We start from the raw sequence: 17,763 nt of genomic DNA, 5'->3' as shown, positions 1-17,763 counted from the left end.
ACGGTGGGAACTCGGTCGAAGCCTGGTTTAGTTGCTCTGACGACTGACCCATCCAGACGACACAGCTGAGGTGCCACCGTGGTATTCCAGATGCCGGAACGCTCAGGGCCGGGTTTCCGGCGAAGGGTGGGCCCGCCCTCCCGGCGGGCGCGGGTGGCCCTGCTGACCCTGGGCGTACTCGCGGTGCTGTTCCTGCTGTTCGTCATGTTCGCGGGCTTCTGGACGGACTGGCTGTGGTTCAGGTCGGTCCACTACTCCTCGGTGTTCACCACCCAGCTGTGGACGAAGATCGGGCTGTTCGCGGTGTTCGGCCTGCTGATGGCGGTGATCGTCGGCTTCAACATCTGGCTGGCGCACCGGCTGCGGCCGCCGCTGTCGGCGATGTCGGTGGAGCAGCAGAGCCTGGACCGCTACCGGGCGGGCCTGGCGCCGTTCAAGCGCTGGGCGCTGATCGGCGTCTCGCTGGTAATCGGCCTGGTGGCGGGCGCCGCGGCGTCCGGCCAGTGGCGGACCTGGCTGATGTGGACCAACTCGACGTCCTTCGGGGAGAAGGACGCCCAGTTCGGCATGGACGTCTCCTTCTACGCCTTCGACCTGCCGTTCTACGAGTTCGTGCTGGGCTTCGCGTTCAGCGCGGTGATCGTCTCGCTGCTGACCTCGGCGCTGGTGCACTACCTGTACGGGGGCCTGCGGCTGCAGGGCCCGGGCCGGCGGGCGAGCGCGGGCGCGCAGGGGCACCTGGCGGTGCTGCTGGGCGTGTTCGTGCTGCTGAAGGCCGCCGCCTACTGGCTGGACCGGTACGCGCTGGCGGTCAAGACCGGTTCGTACAAGGGGGTCTCGGGCTGGACCGGCCTGCGCTACGTGGACGCCAACGCGTTCCTGCCGGCCAAGACCATCCTGTTCTTCGTCGCGATCATCTGCGCGGTGCTGTTCTTCCTGACCCCGGTCCGCCGCACCTGGGCGCCGGCCCTGATCGGCCTGGGCCTGATGGTGCTGTCGGCGGTGCTGATCGGCGGCCTGTACCCGGCGATCGTGCAGCAGTTCCAGGTCAAGCCGAACGAGCAGGCCAAGGAGACGCCGTACATCCAGAAGAACATCGACGCGACGCGGCAGGCGTACGGGATCGCCGACGCGCAGACCACGCCGTACAGCCCGCAGGGGTCGACCACCGGTGACGCGCTCAAGCCGGACGCGCAGACCATCGCGGACGTGCGGCTGCTGGACCCGAACATCGTGTCGCAGACCTTCCAGTCGCTGGAGCAGCAGCGCAACTACTACGCCTTCCCGAGCACGCTGGACGTGGACCGCTACGGCAGCGGCGCGACCAAGCAGGACACCGTGATCGGCCTGCGCGAGCTGGACCTCAACGGCGTGCAGCGCAACTGGATCAACGACCACTTCAAGTACACCCACGGCTACGGCGCGGCGGTCGCCAAGGGCAACCAGGTCGACGACAAGGGCGGCCCGGTCTTCACCGAGTCCGGCCTGCCGGCCACCGGCGCGCTCGGCGACTACCAGCAGCGGATCTACTACGGCGAGAAGACGACGACGTACTCGATCGTCGGCGGCTCGAACAAGGAGATCGACTACACCGACACCAAGACCGGCCAGAACGTGGAGTACACGTACGCCGGTGCCAGCGGTGTCTCGCTGGACAACCCGGTCACCCGGGCCGCGTACGCGGTGCGCTTCGCCGAGCCGCAGATCCTGTACGCGGGGGCGATCACCGACGGCGCCAAGGTGATCTACAACCGCACGCCGAAGGAGCGGGTGGAGAAGGTCGCGCCGTGGCTGTCGATCGACGCCGACCCGTACCCGGTGGTGCAGGACGGCCGCGTGGTGTGGGTGGTGGACGGCTACACCACCTCGGACGGCTTCCCGTTCTCCTCGAAGACGACGCTGGGCACCGCCACCAAGGACTCGCTGACCAACCAGCGCGGTGAGCTGCTGACCGTCGCCAACCAGGTCAACTACATCCGCAACTCGGTCAAGGCCACGGTGGACGCCTACACCGGCGAGGTGAAGCTCTACCAGTGGGACGAGAAGGACCCGGTGCTGAAGACCTGGATGAAGGCCTTCCCGGGCACCGTCGAGCCGAAGGCCGACATCCCGCAGTCGCTGCTGCCGCACCTGCGCTACCCGCAGGACATGTTCAAGGTGCAGCGCGACCTGCTCGGCCAGTACCACGTGACCGACTCCAACTCCTTCTTCAACGGCAGTGACATCTGGCAGGTCCCGGTGGACCCGACCAGCGACACCAAGCAGGTCCAGCCGCCGTACTACGTGACGGTGCGGACGCCGGACGCCGCCACCGCGAGCTTCTCGCTGACCAGCACCTTCGTGCCCAACGGCCGGCCGAACCTGGCGGCGTTCATGGCCGTCAACGCGGACCCGGGCGACGACTACGGGAAGATCCGCGTCCTGAAGATGACGGGCGAGTCCGGCGCCCCCGGCCCGGGCCTGGTGCAGTCGAAGTTCAACTCCCGCCAGGAGGTGGCCTCGCAGATCTACGCACTGAAGACCGGCGGTGACACCGAGCTGGAGTACGGCAACCTGCTGACCCTGCCGGTCGGCGGCGGACTGCTCAACGTCGAGCCGGTGTACGTGCGCGGTCGCGGCGCCAAGTACCCGACGCTGCAGAAGGTCCTGGCGGTGTACGGGGACGACAACGTGGCGTTCGAGGACACCCTGGAGGCGGCGCTGAAGAAGCTGTTCGCCGGGCAGGCCCCGCCGGCCACGCCGGTCGCGCCCTCCTCGCCGGGCAGCGGGACGGCCCCGACCGCGCCGACCTCCCCGACGACCCCGACCTCCCCGGGGACGCCCACGCCCGCGCCGACCGCGCCGGCCCCCGGCGGGACGATCTCGCCGGAGCTGCAGAAGGCGCTGACGGACGCGGCCAAGGCCTACAACGACAGCCAGGCCGCGTTCAAGAACGGCGACTGGGTGGCCTACGGCAACGCCCAGAAGGCGCTCGGCGACGCGCTGAAGGCGGCCGACGCGGCCCGCGGCGCCGGCCCGGCGCCGGCCCCGAGCGGCACGCCCGCGCCGGGGGCCACCGGCAGCGGCTCGCCGAGCCCCCAGCCGTAGCGCCCGGCGGGCCGCCCCGAGGGTGGCCCGCCGAGCTGCGGTAACCCGTTTTCCGTTCCGCCCCGCATCGGTGCTATGGTTCAACCACCGACGCGGGGTGGAGCAGCTCGGTAGCTCGCTGGGCTCATAACCCAGAGGTCGCAGGTTCAAATCCTGTCCCCGCTACAAAGGCCAGAGGCCCGGAGGATCCTTCCTCCGGGCCTCTGGTGTTTCCCGGGGCTTCCGGTGCGTCCCGGGGCCTCCCCGGTGTTCCCCTCGGGGCCGGGCGTTCCCGTCCGGACGTGCGCGGGCCCCCGGACGATCACTCGAACGGACCCCCGTCGTTTCCGTGCTATGGTTTAATCACCGACGCGGGGTGGAGCAGCTCGGTAGCTCGCTGGGCTCATAACCCAGAGGTCGCAGGTTCAAATCCTGTCCCCGCTACAAAGGCCAGAGGCCCGGAGGATCCTTCCTCCGGGCCTCTGGTGTTTCCCGGAACGTTCTCATCCGGAAGCGGTGGGAACCGCTCCGGTACTATCGACCGTCGCCAAGGAGGACGGCAGCGGGGTTTGTGAGGTGGAAGTGTCGGGAAATCGACAAAGCGCCGAAGCAATTTCGTCGGCTTCGGGTCGCCCCGCTCGAATTCGGCCGGGGCAGGTGTACGCGGGTAGCAGGTGATGCGACGATGGGACACACGGGGGACGGTGCACGGCTGCTGATCAGCCGTCGGGTCCGGCGCCTCTCCTGGGAGTCCCCCCGGCCGCAGGCCGGGGCACGATGCCGCGACACTCTGGGGGAGCGGGAGTCGGCATGAGGCTTATCGGCAAGGCGGGCGCCAGGTCCGCGGCGGCACCCGAGGCGGACACCGACGCCTGGGCGGAGAGCCCCGAGAACCCCGAGAGCCGTCCCGGAGCCCTGCCGGCCCAGCGCACCAGCGGACTGTCCGAACGCCCCACCCCGGGCTACGGCCCCGACAGCCTGGTCCACGTGCCCACCCGCCAGTTCGCCGCCGCCGTCGGCGCGTACGCGGAACGGCCCGGCGCGGAGCCGCCCTCCGGCGCCGCGCTCGACCCGGCGGGCCTGGACCCGACCAGCTTCGAGACCGCGCTCGCCGCCCGCGAGTCCGCCGCCCTGGAGGCCCGGCACCGGCAGGCCGCCGACGGCGGGGACCCGGACGCCGCGACCCGGCTCGGCACTCTGCTGCTGCGCCGCGGCGATCTGGAGGACGCCGAACCGTACCTGCGCGCCGCCGCCGCGGCCGGGGTGCGCTCCGCCGCCAACAACCTCGGCGTGCTGCTGCACCAGCAGGGCCACCGGGCCGAGGCCGGCCAGTGGTGGCGCCAGGCCGCCGTCGCTGGCAGCGCCCCGGCCGCGCACGCGCTCGGGCTGCAGCTGCGCGACCAGGGCGAGGAGGAGGCCGCCGAGTACTGGCTGCACTTCGCCGCCGACCACGGGCACCCGCTCGGCGCCTACGCGCTGGGCGACCTGATGGAGCACCGGCGGGACGTCCGGGCCGAGCGCTGGTTCAAGGTCTCCGCCGACGCCGGGCACCGGGAGGCCGCCTACCGGCTGGCCCGGATGCGCGAGGCCGCCGGGGACAAGGACACCGCCGAGGCCTGGTACCGCACCGCCGCCGCCCGCAGCCACCCCCGTGCCGCGCTGCGCCTGGGCGTGCTGCTGGAGGAGCGCGCCCGCACCGACCGGTCGCTGCTGGACGAGGCGGCCCGCTGGTACCGGCAGGCCGCGCAGAACGGGGAGCCGCGCGCGGCCTGCGCGCTGGGCTTCCTGCTGCGCGACTCCGGGGACGTCGCGGCCGCCGCCGAGTGGTGGCAGGAGGCCGCCGAGGCCGGGGACGGCAACGCCGCCAACGCGCTGGGCGCGGTGCACGCGAGCCGCGGCGAGGCCAAGGAGGCCGAGCGCTGGTACCGCGCCGCGCTGGACGCGGGCGACCAGAACGGTGCCTTCAACCTCGGCCTGCTCTGCGCCGGCACCGGCCGCGAGCAGCAGGCCGAGCAGTGGTACCGCCGGGCCGCGTACGCCGGGCACCGGGAGGCCTGCAACGCGCTGGCCGTGGTGCTGCTGCAGCGCGGTGACGAGTCCGGCGCCGAGCCGTGGTTCTCCAAGGCGGCGGAGGCCGGCAGCGTGGACGGCGCCTTCAACCTGGGCGTGCTGCACGCCGGGCGCGGTGAGCAGCGGCAGGCCCAGGAGTGGTACGCCCGGGCCGCCGCCGAGGGGCACGGCGAGGCGGCGCTGCAACTCGCCGTCGTCCAGGAGCAGCGCGGCAACCTGTCCGGGGCGCTGGAGCGCTACCGGCAGGCGGCGGCGGGCGGCTCGGCGGAGGGCGCGTTCCGGCTGGCCTCGCTGCTGGACCGGCGCGGGGACGCGGACGCCGAGGCCGAGCACTGGTACGCGCTGGCGGCCGACGCCGGGCACCGGCGGGCGCAGGTGCGGATGGGCGTGCGGGCGGCCGACCGCGGGGCGCTGGAGATCGCCGAGAGCTGGTACCGGCGGGCCGCCGAGGCCGGCAGCCGCAGCGCCGCGTTCAACCTGGGGCTGCTGCTGGCCCGGCAGGACAGCGAGGCCGAGGCGATGCTCTGGTACACCCGGGCCGCCGACGCCGGGCACGGGCGGGCGGCGCTGCGCCTCGCGCTGCTGGCGCTGCGCCGGGGCGAGCCGGTGCAGGCGGAGAACTGGTGCCGGCGGGCGATGGACTACGGGCCGGCCGAGGTGGCGGAGCGGGCCGGGCGGCTGCTGGGCGCGCTGCACGCCGAGCTGAGCGCGTAGCGGCGCCCGTTCGTCGTTCCGCCGGTGGGGGCACTCCCGAACGGCGGCTCAACCGCCTTGCCGGGGGCGGCAGTCGGGGCACAGGCCGCGGTAGGTGACCTCGGCGGCGGTGACCGTGAAGCCGAAACGCTCGGCGTCCGGCAGCGCGGCGAGCGGGTCGCCGTGCGGGTGGACGTCGCGGATCGCGCCGCAGCCGGAGCAGACCAGGTGCTGGTGGGCGCGGTGCGCGTTGGGGTCGTAGCGCCGGGCGCGGCCGTCGGTGGCGACCTCCAGGACCTCGCCGAGGGTGACCAGTTCTCCGAGCGTGTGGTAGACGGTGGCGCGGCTGATCTCGGGCAGCCGGGCCGTCGCGCGCGTGTGCACCTCCTCGGCGGTGAGGTGGACGTGCTCGCCGCCGAGGACCTCGGCCACGACCCGGCGCTGCGAGGTCAGCCGCCAGCCGCGTTCGCGCAGTCTCTCCAGCAGGTCGTTCATGTCCACCAGATTAAGGCGGAGTCCGGGGTTGATTCCAGTGTTGACTTGGACAAAGTCCAAGTTAGGATCGTGTCATCACGACCGGACCCCGTGGAGGCACCCGTTATGACCGCGCAGGACGAGCTTCGCCCGACCCTCACCACGGAGGCGGGTGCCCCCGTCGCCGACAACCAGAACACCGAGACCGCGGGCACCGGCGGCCCGGCCCTGATCCAGGACCAGCTGCTGTTCGAGAAGCTCGCGCACTTCAACCGCGAGCGGATCCCGGAGCGCGTGGTGCACGCCCGCGGCGCCGGCGCGTACGGCACCTTCACGGTCACCGCCGACGTCACGCCCTGGACCAGGGCGGCGTTCCTGTCCGGCGTCGGCAAGCAGACCGAGGTCTTCCTGCGCTTCTCCACCGTGGCCGGCAACCTCGGCGCGGCCGACGCGGTGCGCGACCCGCGCGGCTTCGCGCTGAAGTTCTACACCGAGGAGGGCAACTACGACCTCGTCGGCAACAACACCCCGGTGTTCTTCATCAAGGACGCCATCAAGTTCCCCGACTTCATCCACACCCAGAAGCGCGACCCGTACACCGGCTCGCAGGAGGCCGACAACGTCTGGGACTTCTGGGGCCTGTCGCCCGAGGCCACCCACCAGGTCACCTGGCTGTTCGGCGACCGCGGCATCCCGGCCTCCTACCGGCACATGAACGGCTACGGCTCGCACACCTACCAGTGGCAGAACGAGGCCGGCGAGCACTTCTGGGTCAAGTACCACTTCAAGACCGACCAGGGCATCCGCAACCTCACCCAGGCCGAGGCCAACACCCTCGCCGGCGAGGACCCGGACAGCCACCAGCGCGACCTGCGCGAGTCGATCGAGCGCGGCGAGTTCCCCAGCTGGACGGTGCAGGTCCAGATCATGCCGGCGGCGGACGCGGCGGCCTACCGGTTCAACCCCTTCGACCTGACCAAGGTCTGGCCGCACGCCGACTACCCGCCGATCGAGATCGGCCGGCTGGAGCTGAACCGCAACCCCGACAACGTCTTCGCCGAGGTCGAGCAGTCGGTCTTCTCCCCGTCGCACTTCGTGCCCGGCATCGGCCCGTCCCCGGACAAGATGCTCCAGGGCCGCCTGTTCGCGTACGCCGACGCCCACCGCTACCGGGTCGGCATCAACGCCGACCACCTGCCGGTGAACCGTCCGCACGCCACCGAGGCCCGGACCAACGGCCGCGACGGCCACCTGTACGACGGGCGCCACGGGCGGCAGAAGAACTACGAGCCGAACAGCTTCGGCGGCCCGGTGCAGACCGGCCGTCCGCTCTGGGCCGCCACCGCCGTCGACGGACTCACCGGCACCCACGTGGCGCCCGCGCACGCCGAGGACGACGACTTCGGGCAGGCCGGCACCCTGTACCGGCTGTTCTCGGAGGACGAGAAGCAGCGGCTGATCGCCAACCTGGCCGGCGCCATCGCCAAGGTCTCGGCCGACCGCGAGGACATCGTGGAGCGGGCGGTCGACAACTTCCGCAAGGCCGACGCCGACTTCGGGCAGCGGCTGGACGCGGCGGTCCGGGAGCTGCGCAAGCAGTAGCCCCCCGGCCCGATCACCCCTCGGCCCGATCACCCCCCCCCGGCCCGGTGCCCCCGACCCGGTGGCGCCGGGCCGGACGAAGCGGCGGCCCCCTCGACCGGCTCCCATCGGTCGAGGGGGCCGCGACCACCTCGGCGCGGCGTCAGACGCTCAGCCGCCGCAGCGTCTCCTCGTGCAGCAGGCCGTTGGAGGCGACGGCGTCGGCGCCGCCGGGGCCCGCGACGCCGTCCAGACCGGTGAAGCGGCCGCCGGCCTCCTCGACGATGACGCAGTTGGCCGCCATGTCCCACAGCGACAGCTCGGGCTCGGCGGCGATGTCCACGGCGCCCTCGGCGACCATCATGTAGGACCAGAAGTCGCCGTACGCACGGGTGCGCCAGCAGGCGCGGGTGAGGTCCAGGAACGGGTCGAGGCGGCCGCGTTCCTCCCAGCCGCTGAGCGAGGAGTAGGAGAAGGACGCGTCCTCCATCCGGGAGACGCCGGACACGTGGATCCGGGAGGCCTTCGTCAGGCTGCGGCCCGCGAAGGCACCGAGGCCCTTGGCCGCCCACCAGCGGCGCTGCAGCGCGGGGGCGGAGACGATGCCGACCACCGGGCGCTCGACGCCGTCCGGGCCGTCCTCCAGCAGCGCGATCAGGGTGGCCCAGACCGGGACGCCGCGGATGTAGTTCTTGGTGCCGTCGATCGGGTCGATCACCCAGCGGCGCGGGCCGGAGCCCTGCAGGCCGAACTCCTCGCCCAGGACCGCGTCGCGCGGGCGGGCGCGCTGGAGCACACTGCGCACGAGTTCCTCGGCGGCCTTGTCGGCGTCGCTCACCGGGGTGAGGTCGGGCTTGGTCTCGATCTTCAGGTCGAGGGCGCGGAAGCGCTCCAGGGTCACCGAGTCGGCCGAGTCGGCGAGGACGTGGGCGAGTCGGAGATCGTCGTGGTAGTCGGCCATGCCCGAAACCCTAGCGATCCGGCCCCGATCGACACAGCCGGGCTCGCGGAGCGGGACGGAGCCGGATCGCGCCGGCCGGGCCGAAGGGGCGGCTCCCCGGCGGCGCGGGGGCCGGCGGGAGGTCGGGACGGCCCGGTGCGGGTCAGTGCGTGGTGGGGGTCAGTGCGCGGCGGGTCAGTGCGCGGTGCCGCTGAGCTGGAGGCCGATGACGCCGGCGATCACCAGGGAGATCGAGACCAGCTTGAGCACCGAGGTGGTCTCGTCCAGGAAGACCATGCCGTAGACGGCGGTGCCGGCCGCGCCGATGCCCGTCCACACCGCGTAGGCGGGGCCGACCGGCAGGCTCTTCAGGGAGAGGGTGAGCAGGCCGAAGCTGCCGAGGGCGAACACGCAGAAGCTGACGGTGGGCCAGAGCTTGGTGAATCCCTCGCTGAGCTTGAGGTTGATCGCGAAGCCGGTCTCCAGCAGGCCGGCCAGGACCACCAGGGCCCATGCCATCGCGTGCCCTCCCAGTCGGTCGACGGTCGGACCGCACCCGGCCCGACTTTCCTATGATCACCAGGCGGGCGCGCTCCGACACCTCGAACGGGTCACGAACCCCGGGTCGCGGCGGAGCCGTCCGGGCTCAGTCGCCCTCGCGGGCCTCCCTGCTGGCCAGCAGGCGGCGCAGCGAGTAGAGCCGGGCGGCCTCGGCGTGGCCGTCGGCGACCCAGGCGTCCAGCGCGCAGTCCGGCTCGTCGTGACTGCACGCGCGCGGGCAGTCGGCGGTGCCGGGCTCCAGGTCGGGGAAGGCGAGGATGACCCGGGACGGGTCGATGTGCGAGAGGCCGAAGGAGCGGAAGCCCGGGGTGTCGATCACCCAGCCCGGGTCCAGCGCCTTCTTGGAGCCCGGCTTGACGCCGGGCGGCGGGGGCAGCCGCAGCGCGAGGGCGGAGACGGTGGTGTGCCGGCCGCGGCCGGTGACGGCGTTGACGTGGCCGGTCTGCCGCTGGTGGTCCGGGACGAGGGCGTTGACCAGGGTGGTCTTGCCGACGCCGGAGTGGCCGATGAACACCGTGGAACGCCCGCGCAGGTACTCCCGGACGGCTTCGGCGCCGGTCGTCCCCAGCTCGTCGCGGCGGGTGACCACGTACTGGATGCCGAGCGTGGCGTAGGAGTCCAGCAGCGTCGAGGCCGGGGCGAGGTCCGACTTGGTGAGCACCAGCAGCGGCTCCATGCCCGCGTCGTAGGCGGCCACCAGACAGCGGTCGATCAGCCGGGGGCGCGGCTCCGGGTCGGCCAGGGCGGTGACGATGGCCAGCTGCTCGGCGTTGGCGACCACGATCCGCTCGTACGGGTCGTCGTCGTCCGCGGTGCGCCGCAGCACCGAGCTGCGCTCCTCGACCCGGACGATCCGGGCGAGGGTGTCGGCGTCCCCGGAGAGGTCGCCGACCAGGTTGACCACGTCGCCGACGACGACGCCCTTGCGGCCCAGCTCGCGGGCCTTCATGGCGAGGACCTCGCGCTCCTGCTTGGTGCCCGGGTCGACCAGGCAGGTGAGCCTGCCCCGGTCGACGGTCAGCACCATCGCCTCGGCGGCGTCCTCGTGCTTGGGCCGGATCCTGGTCCGCGGCCGGGATCCCCGGCGGGCGGGGCGGTTGCGGATGTCGTCCTCGTCGGCGTCCTTGCCGTAGCGGCGCATGTGCTCAGTCCCCGCTCAGACGTCCGCCGTCGTTTCGTCCGCTCCGCCGGCTCCGTCCGCCCCGTCCGATGTCCCGAGCAGCTCGGCCCACATCCCCGGGAAGTCGGGCAGGGTCTTGGCGGTGGTGGCGACGTTCTCCACCCCGATGCCGGGCACGGCGAGGCCGAGCACCGCGGCGGCGGTGGCCAGGCGGTGGTCCTCGTAGGTGCGGAAGACGCCGCCGCGCAGCGCACGCGGGCGGATCCGCAGGCCGTCCTCGGTCTCCGTGACGTCGCCGCCGAGGTCGTTGATCTCCTTGGCGAGCGCGGCGAGCCGGTCGGTCTCGTGCAGGCGCAGGTGGGCGATGCCGTACAGGTGGGACTCGGAGTCGGCGAGCGCGGCGACGGCGGCGATCACCGGGGTCAGCTCGCCGACGTCGTGCAGGTCGGCCTCGATGCCGTGGATCCGGCCGGTGCCGGTGAACTGCAGGCCCTCGTCGGTGAACTCGCAGGCGCCACCCATCCGGGTGTAGATCTCGCGCAGCTGGTCGCCGGGCTGGGTGGTGTGCTTGGGCCAGTCCCGCACGGTGACGCGGCCGCCGGTGACCAGGGCGGCGGCGAAGAACGGCGCGGCGTTGGACAGGTCGGGCTCGACCACCAGATCGCGGCCGATCAGGGCGCCGGGGGTGACCCGCCAGACGTCCTTCTCGCCGCCGTCCTCGGGGGCGTCGACCTGGGCCCCGGCCAGGCGGAGCATCTCGACGGTCATCCGGATGTGCGGCAGCGACGGCACCGGGCCGCCGACGTGCCGGACCTCGATGCCCTGGTTGTAGCGGGCGCCGGACAGCAGCAGGGCCGAGACGAACTGGGACGAGGAGGAAGCGTCCAGCTCGACCGGGCCGCCGTCGAGCGAGCCGGTGCCGTGGACGGTGAGCGGGAAGGCGCCGCGGCCGCCGTCGTCGATCCGGGCGCCGAGCGCGCGCAGGGCGTTGATCACGCCGTGCTGGGGGCGCTCGTAGCAGCGCGGGTCGCCGTCGAAGTGCACCGGGCCGTCGGCCAGGACGGCGAGCGGGGGCAGGAAGCGCATGACCGTGCCGGCGTTGCCGACGTCGACGGAGGCGGGGCCGCGCAGCGCGGGGGCGGGGATGACCCGCCAGGCCTCGCCGCCGCCGGTGCCGCCGGCGTCGTTGTTGACCGTCTCCTCGATGGTGACCCCGAGGGCGCGCAGGCCGTCGGCCATCAGCTGGGAGTCGCGGCTGCGCAGCGGGCGGCGCACCCAGCCCGGCCGCTCGGCGAGTGCCGCCAGCACCAGGGCCCGGTTGGTGACCGACTTGGAGCCGGGGATGGTGACGGTGGCGTCGACGGGGCTGGTGGCGACGGGGGCGGGCCACGGGGTCTCGGTCATGTGGCAAGTCTAGGGGCCGTACCGGAACGGACGGTTATTCGCCCGCGTCGCTACTCGCCCGCTCGCCTCCGGGCGCTCGGACCCGGTGCCGACGGTCGGCGCTCCGATGCCCTCGTCCCTCGGGCCTCCTCGCTTCTCCCTTTCGGTACCGGCGCGCCCTTCGGCTCGGGGCGGGGCTCGCCCGCTCACCTCCGGGCGCTCGCCGCCGCCCGCTCGCCCCCGGGCCGGCGGGTCAGTGCAGCGGCTGGAGCAGCCAGCTCGCGCCGAGGGCGAGGCAGGCGAGGGAGGTGAGCAGGAAGACCGTCACCCAGGCGAGGGCGGGGACGTGGGTGAGCCGGGCGAGCTGGTCGGGGTCGGAGTCGCGGGCCCAGCCGGTGCGGCGCTGGTGCTGCAGCTCCAGGACCGGCCGGACGGCGCCGAAGAGCAGGAACCAGCAGCCGAGGTAGGCGAAGCCGGCCTGGACCTCGGCGCTGCCGAACCAGGAGACCAGGAAGAACGCGCCGCCGGCGACCAGGACGGTGAACAGGCCGAAGGCGTTGCGGATGCGCAGGAGCAGGGCGAGCAGCAGGACGATCGCCAGCCAGAGCAGCAGGGTGATCCGGTCGGCGGCGAGCAGGGCCGCGCAGCCGAGCCCGAGCAGGGCGGGGGCGGTGTAGCCGGCGGCGGCGGTGAGGACCATGCCGGGGCCGGTGGGGCGGCCGTAGGAGAGGGTGAGGCCCGAGGTGTCGGAGTGCAGCCGGATGCCGGCCAGCTTGCGGCCGGTGACCAGCGCCGCCAGGCCGTGGCCGCCCTCGTGGGCGATGGTGACCGCGTTGCGGGCGACGTGCCAGAGCGGGCGGGCGAGGACGGCGAGCAGGGCGGCCGCGCCGGTGGCCAGCACCAGCCAGCCGGGCGGGGCGGACTGGGTGCCGGTGACCTGGTCCCACAGGGCGCTCAGGGTCTGGTCGTCGGTGCTCATCTGGTCTTCCCCGCCTCCTTGCGCTGCGCTGGGCCGTTCGGAGCAGCCTCCCATGCGGGGACGGGTGGGCGGGAGCGGGCGGTTCTGGTCCGCGGATGAGGAAGCCGTGAGGAAGTGGTGGGGACGGGCGGCATGGCAAGCTGGCCCGCATGTGCGGTCGGTTCGCAGCCAGCAGCAAGCCCGAGTCCATCGTCGAGCTGTTCGACGTCGAGCAGTGGGACCCCGAGGAGACCCTGGACCCGAACTGGAACGTCGCGCCGACCAACAGCGCCTTCGTCGTGCTGGAGCGGATGGGCCGGGAGCGGCCGCGGCCGGTGCGGCAGTTGCGGGTGCTGCGCTGGGGGCTGGTGCCGCAGTGGTCGAACACCGCGGAGACGGCGGTGAAGATGATCAACGCCCGGTCGGACACGGTGCACGAGAAGCCCTCGTACCGGCAGGCCTTCGCCGCGCGCCGGTGCGTCCTGCCGGTGGACGGCTACTACGAGTGGCAGACCGTGCCGGGCGACCGGGGCAAGGCGCGCAAGAAGCCGTACTTCGTCTCCCGGGCGGACGGCACCCCGCTGGCGCTGGCCGGCCTGTACGAGTTCTGGCGCAACCGGGCGGTGCCGCCCGGGCACCCGGAGGCCTGGCTGGTGACGTTCACCGTCGTCACCACGGACGCCGAGGAGTCGCTGGCGCCGATCCACGAGCGGATGCCGCTCTTCCTCGACCCGCGGGACTGGGACGAGTGGCTGGACCCGCGGCTGACCGACCCGGACGCGCTGCGCCGACTCCTGATACCCCCGGCGCCCGGCGCGCTGCTGGCCACCCCGGTGTCACCGGCGGTCGGCAGCATCCGCAACAACGGTCCGGAGCTCAAGGAGCCGTGGACCGAGGTCGAGTACGAGACCACCCTGTTCTGACTGAACCGCTGTTCTGAACCGCTGTTCCGAAGCGCTCGGGAGTGTGCAGAGATGACCACCGAACCGGTCCCCACCGAACCGGTCCCCACCGAGGCCGGGGAGGCCCGGATCACCTACCACCGGGCGGCCGCGCCGAAGGCCGTCCTGGCCCTCGGGCACGGTGCGGGCGGCGGGATCGAGGCCCGGGACCTGGTGGCGCTGGCCGGGCAGCTGCCGCCCCGGGGGATCACCGTGGCGCTGGTCGAGCAGCCCTGGCGGGTGGCGGGCAAGAAGCTGGGCCCGGCGCCGAGGACGCTGGACCTCGGCTGGCGGCCGGTCGCCGAGCGGCTGGCCGGGGCGGGGCTGCCGCTGGTGGTGGGCGGGCGCAGTGCCGGCGCGCGGGTGGCCTGCCGGACGGGCGCGGCCACCGGGGCGGTGGGGGTGGTGGCGCTGGCGTTCCCGTTGCACCCGCCGGGCAAGCCGGAGAAGAGCCGGGCGGAGGAGCTGCTGGAGTCGGGGCTGCCGACGCTGGTGGTGCAGGGCGCGCAGGACCCGTTCGGCGGGCCGGAGGAGTTCCCGGAGCTGCCGGCGGGGCACGAGCTGGTGGCGGTGCCGTACGGCAGCCACGGCTTCGCGGTGCCCAAGCGGGCGCCGATGGGGGAAGCCGAGGTGCTGGACCTGATCTGCGCGTCGGTGGGGGACTGGGTGCTGCGGCTGCTGCGGCCGCGGTGAGCGGGCAGTCCCCGCTCGCTCACTCGTGCGAGTGAACGGTGCGTGGGGGCGGGAATGCGGACGGGGTCGGAGTGGTTGACACCCTCGTCAGCACGAACCACCGGTGAGAGGCAGGGCAGATGGGTTCGATCGCGTGCCCCGAACGGCCTGAGGAGCGCGAGGCCGCCACGGCGTTCGTCCCCTCCTGGCCGGAGTGGATTGACGCGGGCGAGAAGCCCGTCAGCCCGATATCCTCCATTTCTGGGCGGCCCGCCGTGGGCCGTGCCCGTCACGCCGAGGAGGTGGGTCCGGTCGTCGGGACCGAGCACGAGGCCGAGCCCGGCCGTGGCCCGGACGAGGTCCGGCCTGCGGGCGAGGCGCTCACCGGTGAGGAGCTGGCCGACGCGATCGGTGAGGAAACCTACCGGGTGTCGGCGCAGGAGAGCGAGGAGGCCCGGCGGGAGCGCTTCGAGCGCGACGCCCTGGGCTACCTGGATCCGATGTACTCGGCGGCGCTGCGCATGACGCGCAACCCGGCCGACGCGGAGGACCTGCTCCAGGAGGCGTTCGCCAAGGCGTACGCGTCCTTCCACCAGTTCCGCGAGGGCACGAACCTCAAGGCCTGGCTGTACCGCATCCTCACCAACACGTTCATCAACTCGTACCGCAAGAAGCAGCGGGAGCCCCAGCGCACCGCGGCGGAGGAGATCGAGGACTGGCAGCTGGCCAGGGCCGAGTCGCACATGTCGACCGGTCTGCGCTCGGCCGAGACCCAGGCGCTCGACCACCTCCCCGACAGCGATGTGAAGGACGCGCTCCAGGCCATCCCGGAGGAATTCCGGATCGCCGTCTATCTCGCGGACGTAGAAGGCTTTGCGTACAAGGAGATCGCGGACATCATGGGTACTCCCATCGGTACGGTGATGTCCCGGCTGCACCGCGGCCGCCGTCAGCTGCGCGGCATGCTGGAGGATTACGCCCGTGAGCGCGGGCTCGTCCCGGCCGGCAGCGGGGCAGGGCAGGAAGCGAAGGGCTCGGGCTCATGAGCTGCGGCGATCCGCACGAAACCGAGTGTGGCGAGGTCCTCGACCACCTCTATGAATTCCTCGACAACGAGATGGCCGAGGGCGACTGCGCGAAATTGCGCGTGCACTTCGAGGAGTGCTCGCCCTGCCTGAAGCAGTACGGCCTGGAGCAGGCGATCAAGGCGCTGATCAAGCGCTCCTGCGGGTGCGACGACACCCCGGCCGACCTGCGCAGCAAGGTGCTGGCCAGGATCGACTCGATCCGGGCCGGGCAGCGCTCGGGCGAGCAGGTGGTGGTCTCGGTGGAGGCCTCCGTCGAGCTGCACGCCGAGAACGCCAGGCCGGCGCCGAAGCCGGCGAAGGCCGGGGCGGGCGGGGAGCCGGTCGAGCGCCCCGGCGCGCCGGTCGAGGCCGGCGCCCCGGCGGAGTGACCGGCCGGGTCGGCCGGACCGGCTGTTCCTAGCGGTCCGTCAGCCGTCCACCGTCGTACGCCGGTCCGCTCGCTCACCAGGGCGGTCCGGGCAGGGAGTTCAGCGGCCCCGGGAGCGTGTGCTCCCGGGGCCGCTCCCGTTCTGCTTGCGTGCGCCGTCACTCGTTCGAGTGAGTTGGCGGTGCGCCAACTGCGCCATTGCGCGATCATGCGTCCCCGCGCCCGGACGGCGGCCTATCCTCCTGACGGACGCTCACCGTCGGTTCGCCCGGCGTGCTGAGGCAACACCGGGCCCGGACGGCGGGGAGGTCGAGATCGCTACCGACAGTGGAGCCGCGATCCTGCCACCGGGGGCGGCGCGCTACCTGGTGGTCGTCCCGGTGGCGGCGCTCTGCTGCCTGGTGCCGCTGCTGCCCGCCGCGGCCACCCCGGGGGTGCCGCGCTGGCTCGGCGAGCCGGTGGACTGGCCCAAGGTCGGGCTGCTGGCCTTCCTGCACGGCTGCTGGGAGTCGCTGGCCCAGGGTCTGCCGACGCCCTGCCTGGTGCTGCTGCGCCGACTGCTGCGCCGCCCGGCGCTGCCTGAGCGGGTGCCCGCCCGGCCGGGGGCGAACGCCTTCTTCCCGGTGCTGTTCGCCGGGGTCCTGATGCTCCCTCCGTCCGCCGCAGCCCTCGTCGCCGCCCCGGCCGCGCTGCTCGGCGGCCCGAGCGGGCCCGGCTGCCGCCGACGTCAACTGTTCAACGGCGCCCAGCTCGCGCTGTGCGCCGTGGCCTCCTCGGTCGTCTTCCACCTGCTGCGCGGCCCGCAGCTGCTGCTGGGCTCCCGCTTCCCGGCCGCGTTGCTGCCCGGGTTCGCCTCCGTCGCCGTGTTCTGCCTGGTCAACGGGGTGGTGGTGGGTGTGATGGTGATGCTCAGCGAGGGCCGCGGGGCCGGGGTGCTGCTGCGCGGGGCCTGCTCGGTGTGCGGACTGCCGGTGCTGGTGCACGCGGCCGGCGGACTGATGGTCGCGGTGCTCTGGCAGGGCCCGTACGGCGCCTTCGCCGCGCTGCTGGCCCTGCTGCCGCTGTCCATCTCCGCCTGGGTGTTCGCCCAGGGCCAGCGCGAGCAGGACGCCCACCAGGCGACCGTGCGGTCGCTGGTGCAGGCCGTGGAGATCAAGGACGCCTACACCCGCGGCCACAGCGAACGGGTCGGCCGGGCCTCGGTGCTGATCGCCGCTCAGCTCGGCATGGAGGCCGAGCGGCTGCGCACGCTGCGCTTCGCCGGCGTCCTGCACGACGTCGGCAAGCTCGGGGTGCCCACCGAGCTGCTGCGGAGGAACGGTCCCCTGGACGAGGCGGAGCGCCGGACGGTGGAGATCCACCCGGTGTACGGGTACGAGCTGGTGCGCGGGATCGACTTCCTCGGCGAGGCGCACGCCGGGATCCTGCACCACCACGAGCGGATGGACGGCCGCGGCTACCCGAGCGGACTGGCCGGTGCGCAGATCCCCGAGTTCGCCCGGATCATCTCGGTCGCCGACGCCTTCGACTCGATGACCTCCACCCGCTCCTACCGGCGCGGCCGCCCGGTCACCGAGGCGGTGGCCGAGCTGGAGCGCTGCTCGGGCAGCCAGTTCGACCCGGTCATGGTGCGGGCGCTGATCGACGCGCTGGCCGTGCACGACTGGCAGCCGGTGGTGCACTCCGAGGACTACGTGCGGGCCGTGCCGGACATCCCGCTCGGGGTGCCCGAACCGGCCCGGGCGGCCCCCGGCCGGGTGCCCGCGCAGGGCGCCACCCCCGCGGCCGGGCAGCCGTGACGGCGCCCGGGCGCGCGGCCCCCGGGCGTACCGCCCGCGGTCGGACGCCC

Annotated in this window: 14 protein-coding genes and 2 tRNA genes; 10 read left to right on the top strand and 6 right to left on the bottom strand. The window is 73.3% G+C overall.

What is annotated here, in order from left to right; all coding sequences use genetic code 11:
- Positions 1–90 precede the first annotated feature (90 nt).
- From AB0Q99_RS08010 to AB0Q99_RS07995, 4 genes are all read left to right on the top strand, one after another.
- Positions 91–3,087: a UPF0182 family protein gene (locus tag AB0Q99_RS08010; protein ID WP_363569459.1), complete on the top strand. Its 2,997-nt coding sequence runs from the start codon at positions 91–93 to the stop codon at positions 3,085–3,087.
- 91 nt (positions 3,088–3,178) lie between these two features.
- Positions 3,179–3,252, top strand: a tRNA-Met gene (locus tag AB0Q99_RS08005).
- Positions 3,253–3,436: 184 nt separating this feature from the next.
- Positions 3,437–3,510: transfer RNA gene (locus AB0Q99_RS08000), tRNA-Met, on the top strand.
- A gap of 366 nt (positions 3,511–3,876) precedes the next feature.
- Complete coding sequence (locus AB0Q99_RS07995; protein ID WP_363569458.1) at positions 3,877–5,850, top strand: tetratricopeptide repeat protein; 1,974 nt, start codon at positions 3,877–3,879, stop codon at positions 5,848–5,850.
- A gap of 48 nt (positions 5,851–5,898) precedes the next feature.
- Here AB0Q99_RS07995 and AB0Q99_RS07990 read toward each other — a convergent pair whose 3' ends face one another.
- Complete coding sequence (locus AB0Q99_RS07990) at positions 5,899–6,324, bottom strand: Fur family transcriptional regulator (RefSeq protein ID WP_363569457.1); 426 nt, start codon at positions 6,322–6,324, stop codon at positions 5,899–5,901.
- Positions 6,325–6,429: 105 nt separating this feature from the next.
- Here AB0Q99_RS07990 and AB0Q99_RS07985 point away from each other — a divergent pair, with 105 nt between their 5' ends.
- Complete coding sequence (locus AB0Q99_RS07985) at positions 6,430–7,905, top strand: catalase (RefSeq protein WP_363569456.1); 1,476 nt, start codon at positions 6,430–6,432, stop codon at positions 7,903–7,905.
- A 142-nt stretch (positions 7,906–8,047) separates the two neighbouring features.
- Here the strand turns inward: AB0Q99_RS07985 and hisN are convergent, their stop codons facing one another.
- From hisN to AB0Q99_RS07960, 5 genes are all read right to left on the bottom strand, one after another.
- Entirely contained in the window at positions 8,048–8,845 is a 798-nt protein-coding gene (gene hisN, locus AB0Q99_RS07980) for a histidinol-phosphatase (RefSeq protein ID WP_363569455.1), read from the bottom strand.
- 174 nt (positions 8,846–9,019) lie between these two features.
- Positions 9,020–9,343, bottom strand: a complete 324-nt coding sequence (locus AB0Q99_RS07975; RefSeq protein ID WP_363569454.1) for a multidrug efflux SMR transporter — start codon at positions 9,341–9,343, stop codon at positions 9,020–9,022.
- A 127-nt stretch (positions 9,344–9,470) separates the two neighbouring features.
- Positions 9,471–10,526 (bottom strand): ribosome small subunit-dependent GTPase A, encoded by a 1,056-nt coding sequence (rsgA, locus tag AB0Q99_RS07970; protein ID WP_363569453.1) that lies wholly within the window; start codon positions 10,524–10,526, stop codon positions 9,471–9,473.
- A 15-nt stretch (positions 10,527–10,541) separates the two neighbouring features.
- On the bottom strand, positions 10,542–11,909 hold the full coding sequence (gene aroA / locus AB0Q99_RS07965; RefSeq protein ID WP_363569452.1) for a 3-phosphoshikimate 1-carboxyvinyltransferase: 1,368 nt from the start codon (positions 11,907–11,909) through the stop codon (positions 10,542–10,544).
- A gap of 232 nt (positions 11,910–12,141) precedes the next feature.
- Positions 12,142–12,867 carry a M50 family metallopeptidase gene (locus AB0Q99_RS07960; protein WP_363569451.1) on the bottom strand — a complete coding sequence of 242 codons (726 nt, stop codon included), beginning with the start codon at positions 12,865–12,867 and terminating at the stop codon, positions 12,142–12,144.
- 149 nt (positions 12,868–13,016) lie between these two features.
- Here AB0Q99_RS07960 and AB0Q99_RS07955 point away from each other — a divergent pair, with 149 nt between their 5' ends.
- From AB0Q99_RS07955 to AB0Q99_RS07935, 5 genes are all read left to right on the top strand, one after another.
- Positions 13,017–13,769, top strand: a complete 753-nt coding sequence (locus AB0Q99_RS07955) for an SOS response-associated peptidase (protein ID WP_363569450.1) — start codon at positions 13,017–13,019, stop codon at positions 13,767–13,769.
- A gap of 51 nt (positions 13,770–13,820) precedes the next feature.
- On the top strand, positions 13,821–14,480 hold the full coding sequence (locus AB0Q99_RS07950) for an alpha/beta family hydrolase (protein ID WP_363569449.1): 660 nt from the start codon (positions 13,821–13,823) through the stop codon (positions 14,478–14,480).
- 281 nt (positions 14,481–14,761) lie between these two features.
- Complete coding sequence (locus AB0Q99_RS07945; protein ID WP_363569448.1) at positions 14,762–15,505, top strand: sigma-70 family RNA polymerase sigma factor; 744 nt, start codon at positions 14,762–14,764, stop codon at positions 15,503–15,505.
- Entirely contained in the window at positions 15,502–15,915 is a 414-nt protein-coding gene (rsrA, locus tag AB0Q99_RS07940; RefSeq protein WP_363569447.1) for a mycothiol system anti-sigma-R factor, read from the top strand. Before AB0Q99_RS07945 ends, rsrA begins: the two co-directional genes overlap by 4 nt.
- Positions 15,916–16,282: 367 nt before the next feature.
- Positions 16,283–17,713: an HD-GYP domain-containing protein gene (locus tag AB0Q99_RS07935; RefSeq protein ID WP_363569446.1), complete on the top strand. Its 1,431-nt coding sequence runs from the start codon at positions 16,283–16,285 to the stop codon at positions 17,711–17,713.
- Positions 17,714–17,763 lie beyond the last annotated feature (50 nt).

Source organism: Kitasatospora sp. NPDC086791, assembly GCF_040685975.1.
Classification (GTDB): Bacteria; Actinomycetota; Actinomycetes; order Streptomycetales; family Streptomycetaceae; genus Kitasatospora.
The sequence above is the reverse complement of the archived record's forward strand: the minus strand, read 5'-3'. Positions and strand labels throughout refer to the sequence as shown.

What these genes read in the sequence shown, in the direction of transcription:
- AB0Q99_RS07955 (WP_363569450.1), top strand. Translation starts at nt 13,017, where the DNA reads ATGTGCGGTCGGTTCGCAGCCAGCAGCAAGCCCGAGTCCATCGTCGAG.
- aroA (WP_363569452.1), bottom strand. Translation starts at nt 11,909, where the DNA reads ATGACCGAGACCCCGTGGCCCGCCCCCGTCGCCACCAGCCCCGTCGAC.
- AB0Q99_RS07985 (WP_363569456.1), top strand. Translation starts at nt 6,430, where the DNA reads ATGACCGCGCAGGACGAGCTTCGCCCGACCCTCACCACGGAGGCGGGT.
- AB0Q99_RS07960 (WP_363569451.1), bottom strand. Translation starts at nt 12,867, where the DNA reads ATGAGCACCGACGACCAGACCCTGAGCGCCCTGTGGGACCAGGTCACC.
- AB0Q99_RS07950 (WP_363569449.1), top strand. Translation starts at nt 13,821, where the DNA reads ATGACCACCGAACCGGTCCCCACCGAACCGGTCCCCACCGAGGCCGGG.
- rsgA (WP_363569453.1), bottom strand. Translation starts at nt 10,526, where the DNA reads ATGCGCCGCTACGGCAAGGACGCCGACGAGGACGACATCCGCAACCGC.
- AB0Q99_RS08010 (WP_363569459.1), top strand. Translation starts at nt 91, where the DNA reads ATGCCGGAACGCTCAGGGCCGGGTTTCCGGCGAAGGGTGGGCCCGCCC.
- hisN (WP_363569455.1), bottom strand. Translation starts at nt 8,845, where the DNA reads ATGGCCGACTACCACGACGATCTCCGACTCGCCCACGTCCTCGCCGAC.
- AB0Q99_RS07995 (WP_363569458.1), top strand. Translation starts at nt 3,877, where the DNA reads ATGAGGCTTATCGGCAAGGCGGGCGCCAGGTCCGCGGCGGCACCCGAG.
- AB0Q99_RS07990 (WP_363569457.1), bottom strand. Translation starts at nt 6,324, where the DNA reads ATGAACGACCTGCTGGAGAGACTGCGCGAACGCGGCTGGCGGCTGACC.
- rsrA (WP_363569447.1), top strand. Translation starts at nt 15,502, where the DNA reads ATGAGCTGCGGCGATCCGCACGAAACCGAGTGTGGCGAGGTCCTCGAC.
- AB0Q99_RS07975 (WP_363569454.1), bottom strand. Translation starts at nt 9,343, where the DNA reads ATGGCATGGGCCCTGGTGGTCCTGGCCGGCCTGCTGGAGACCGGCTTC.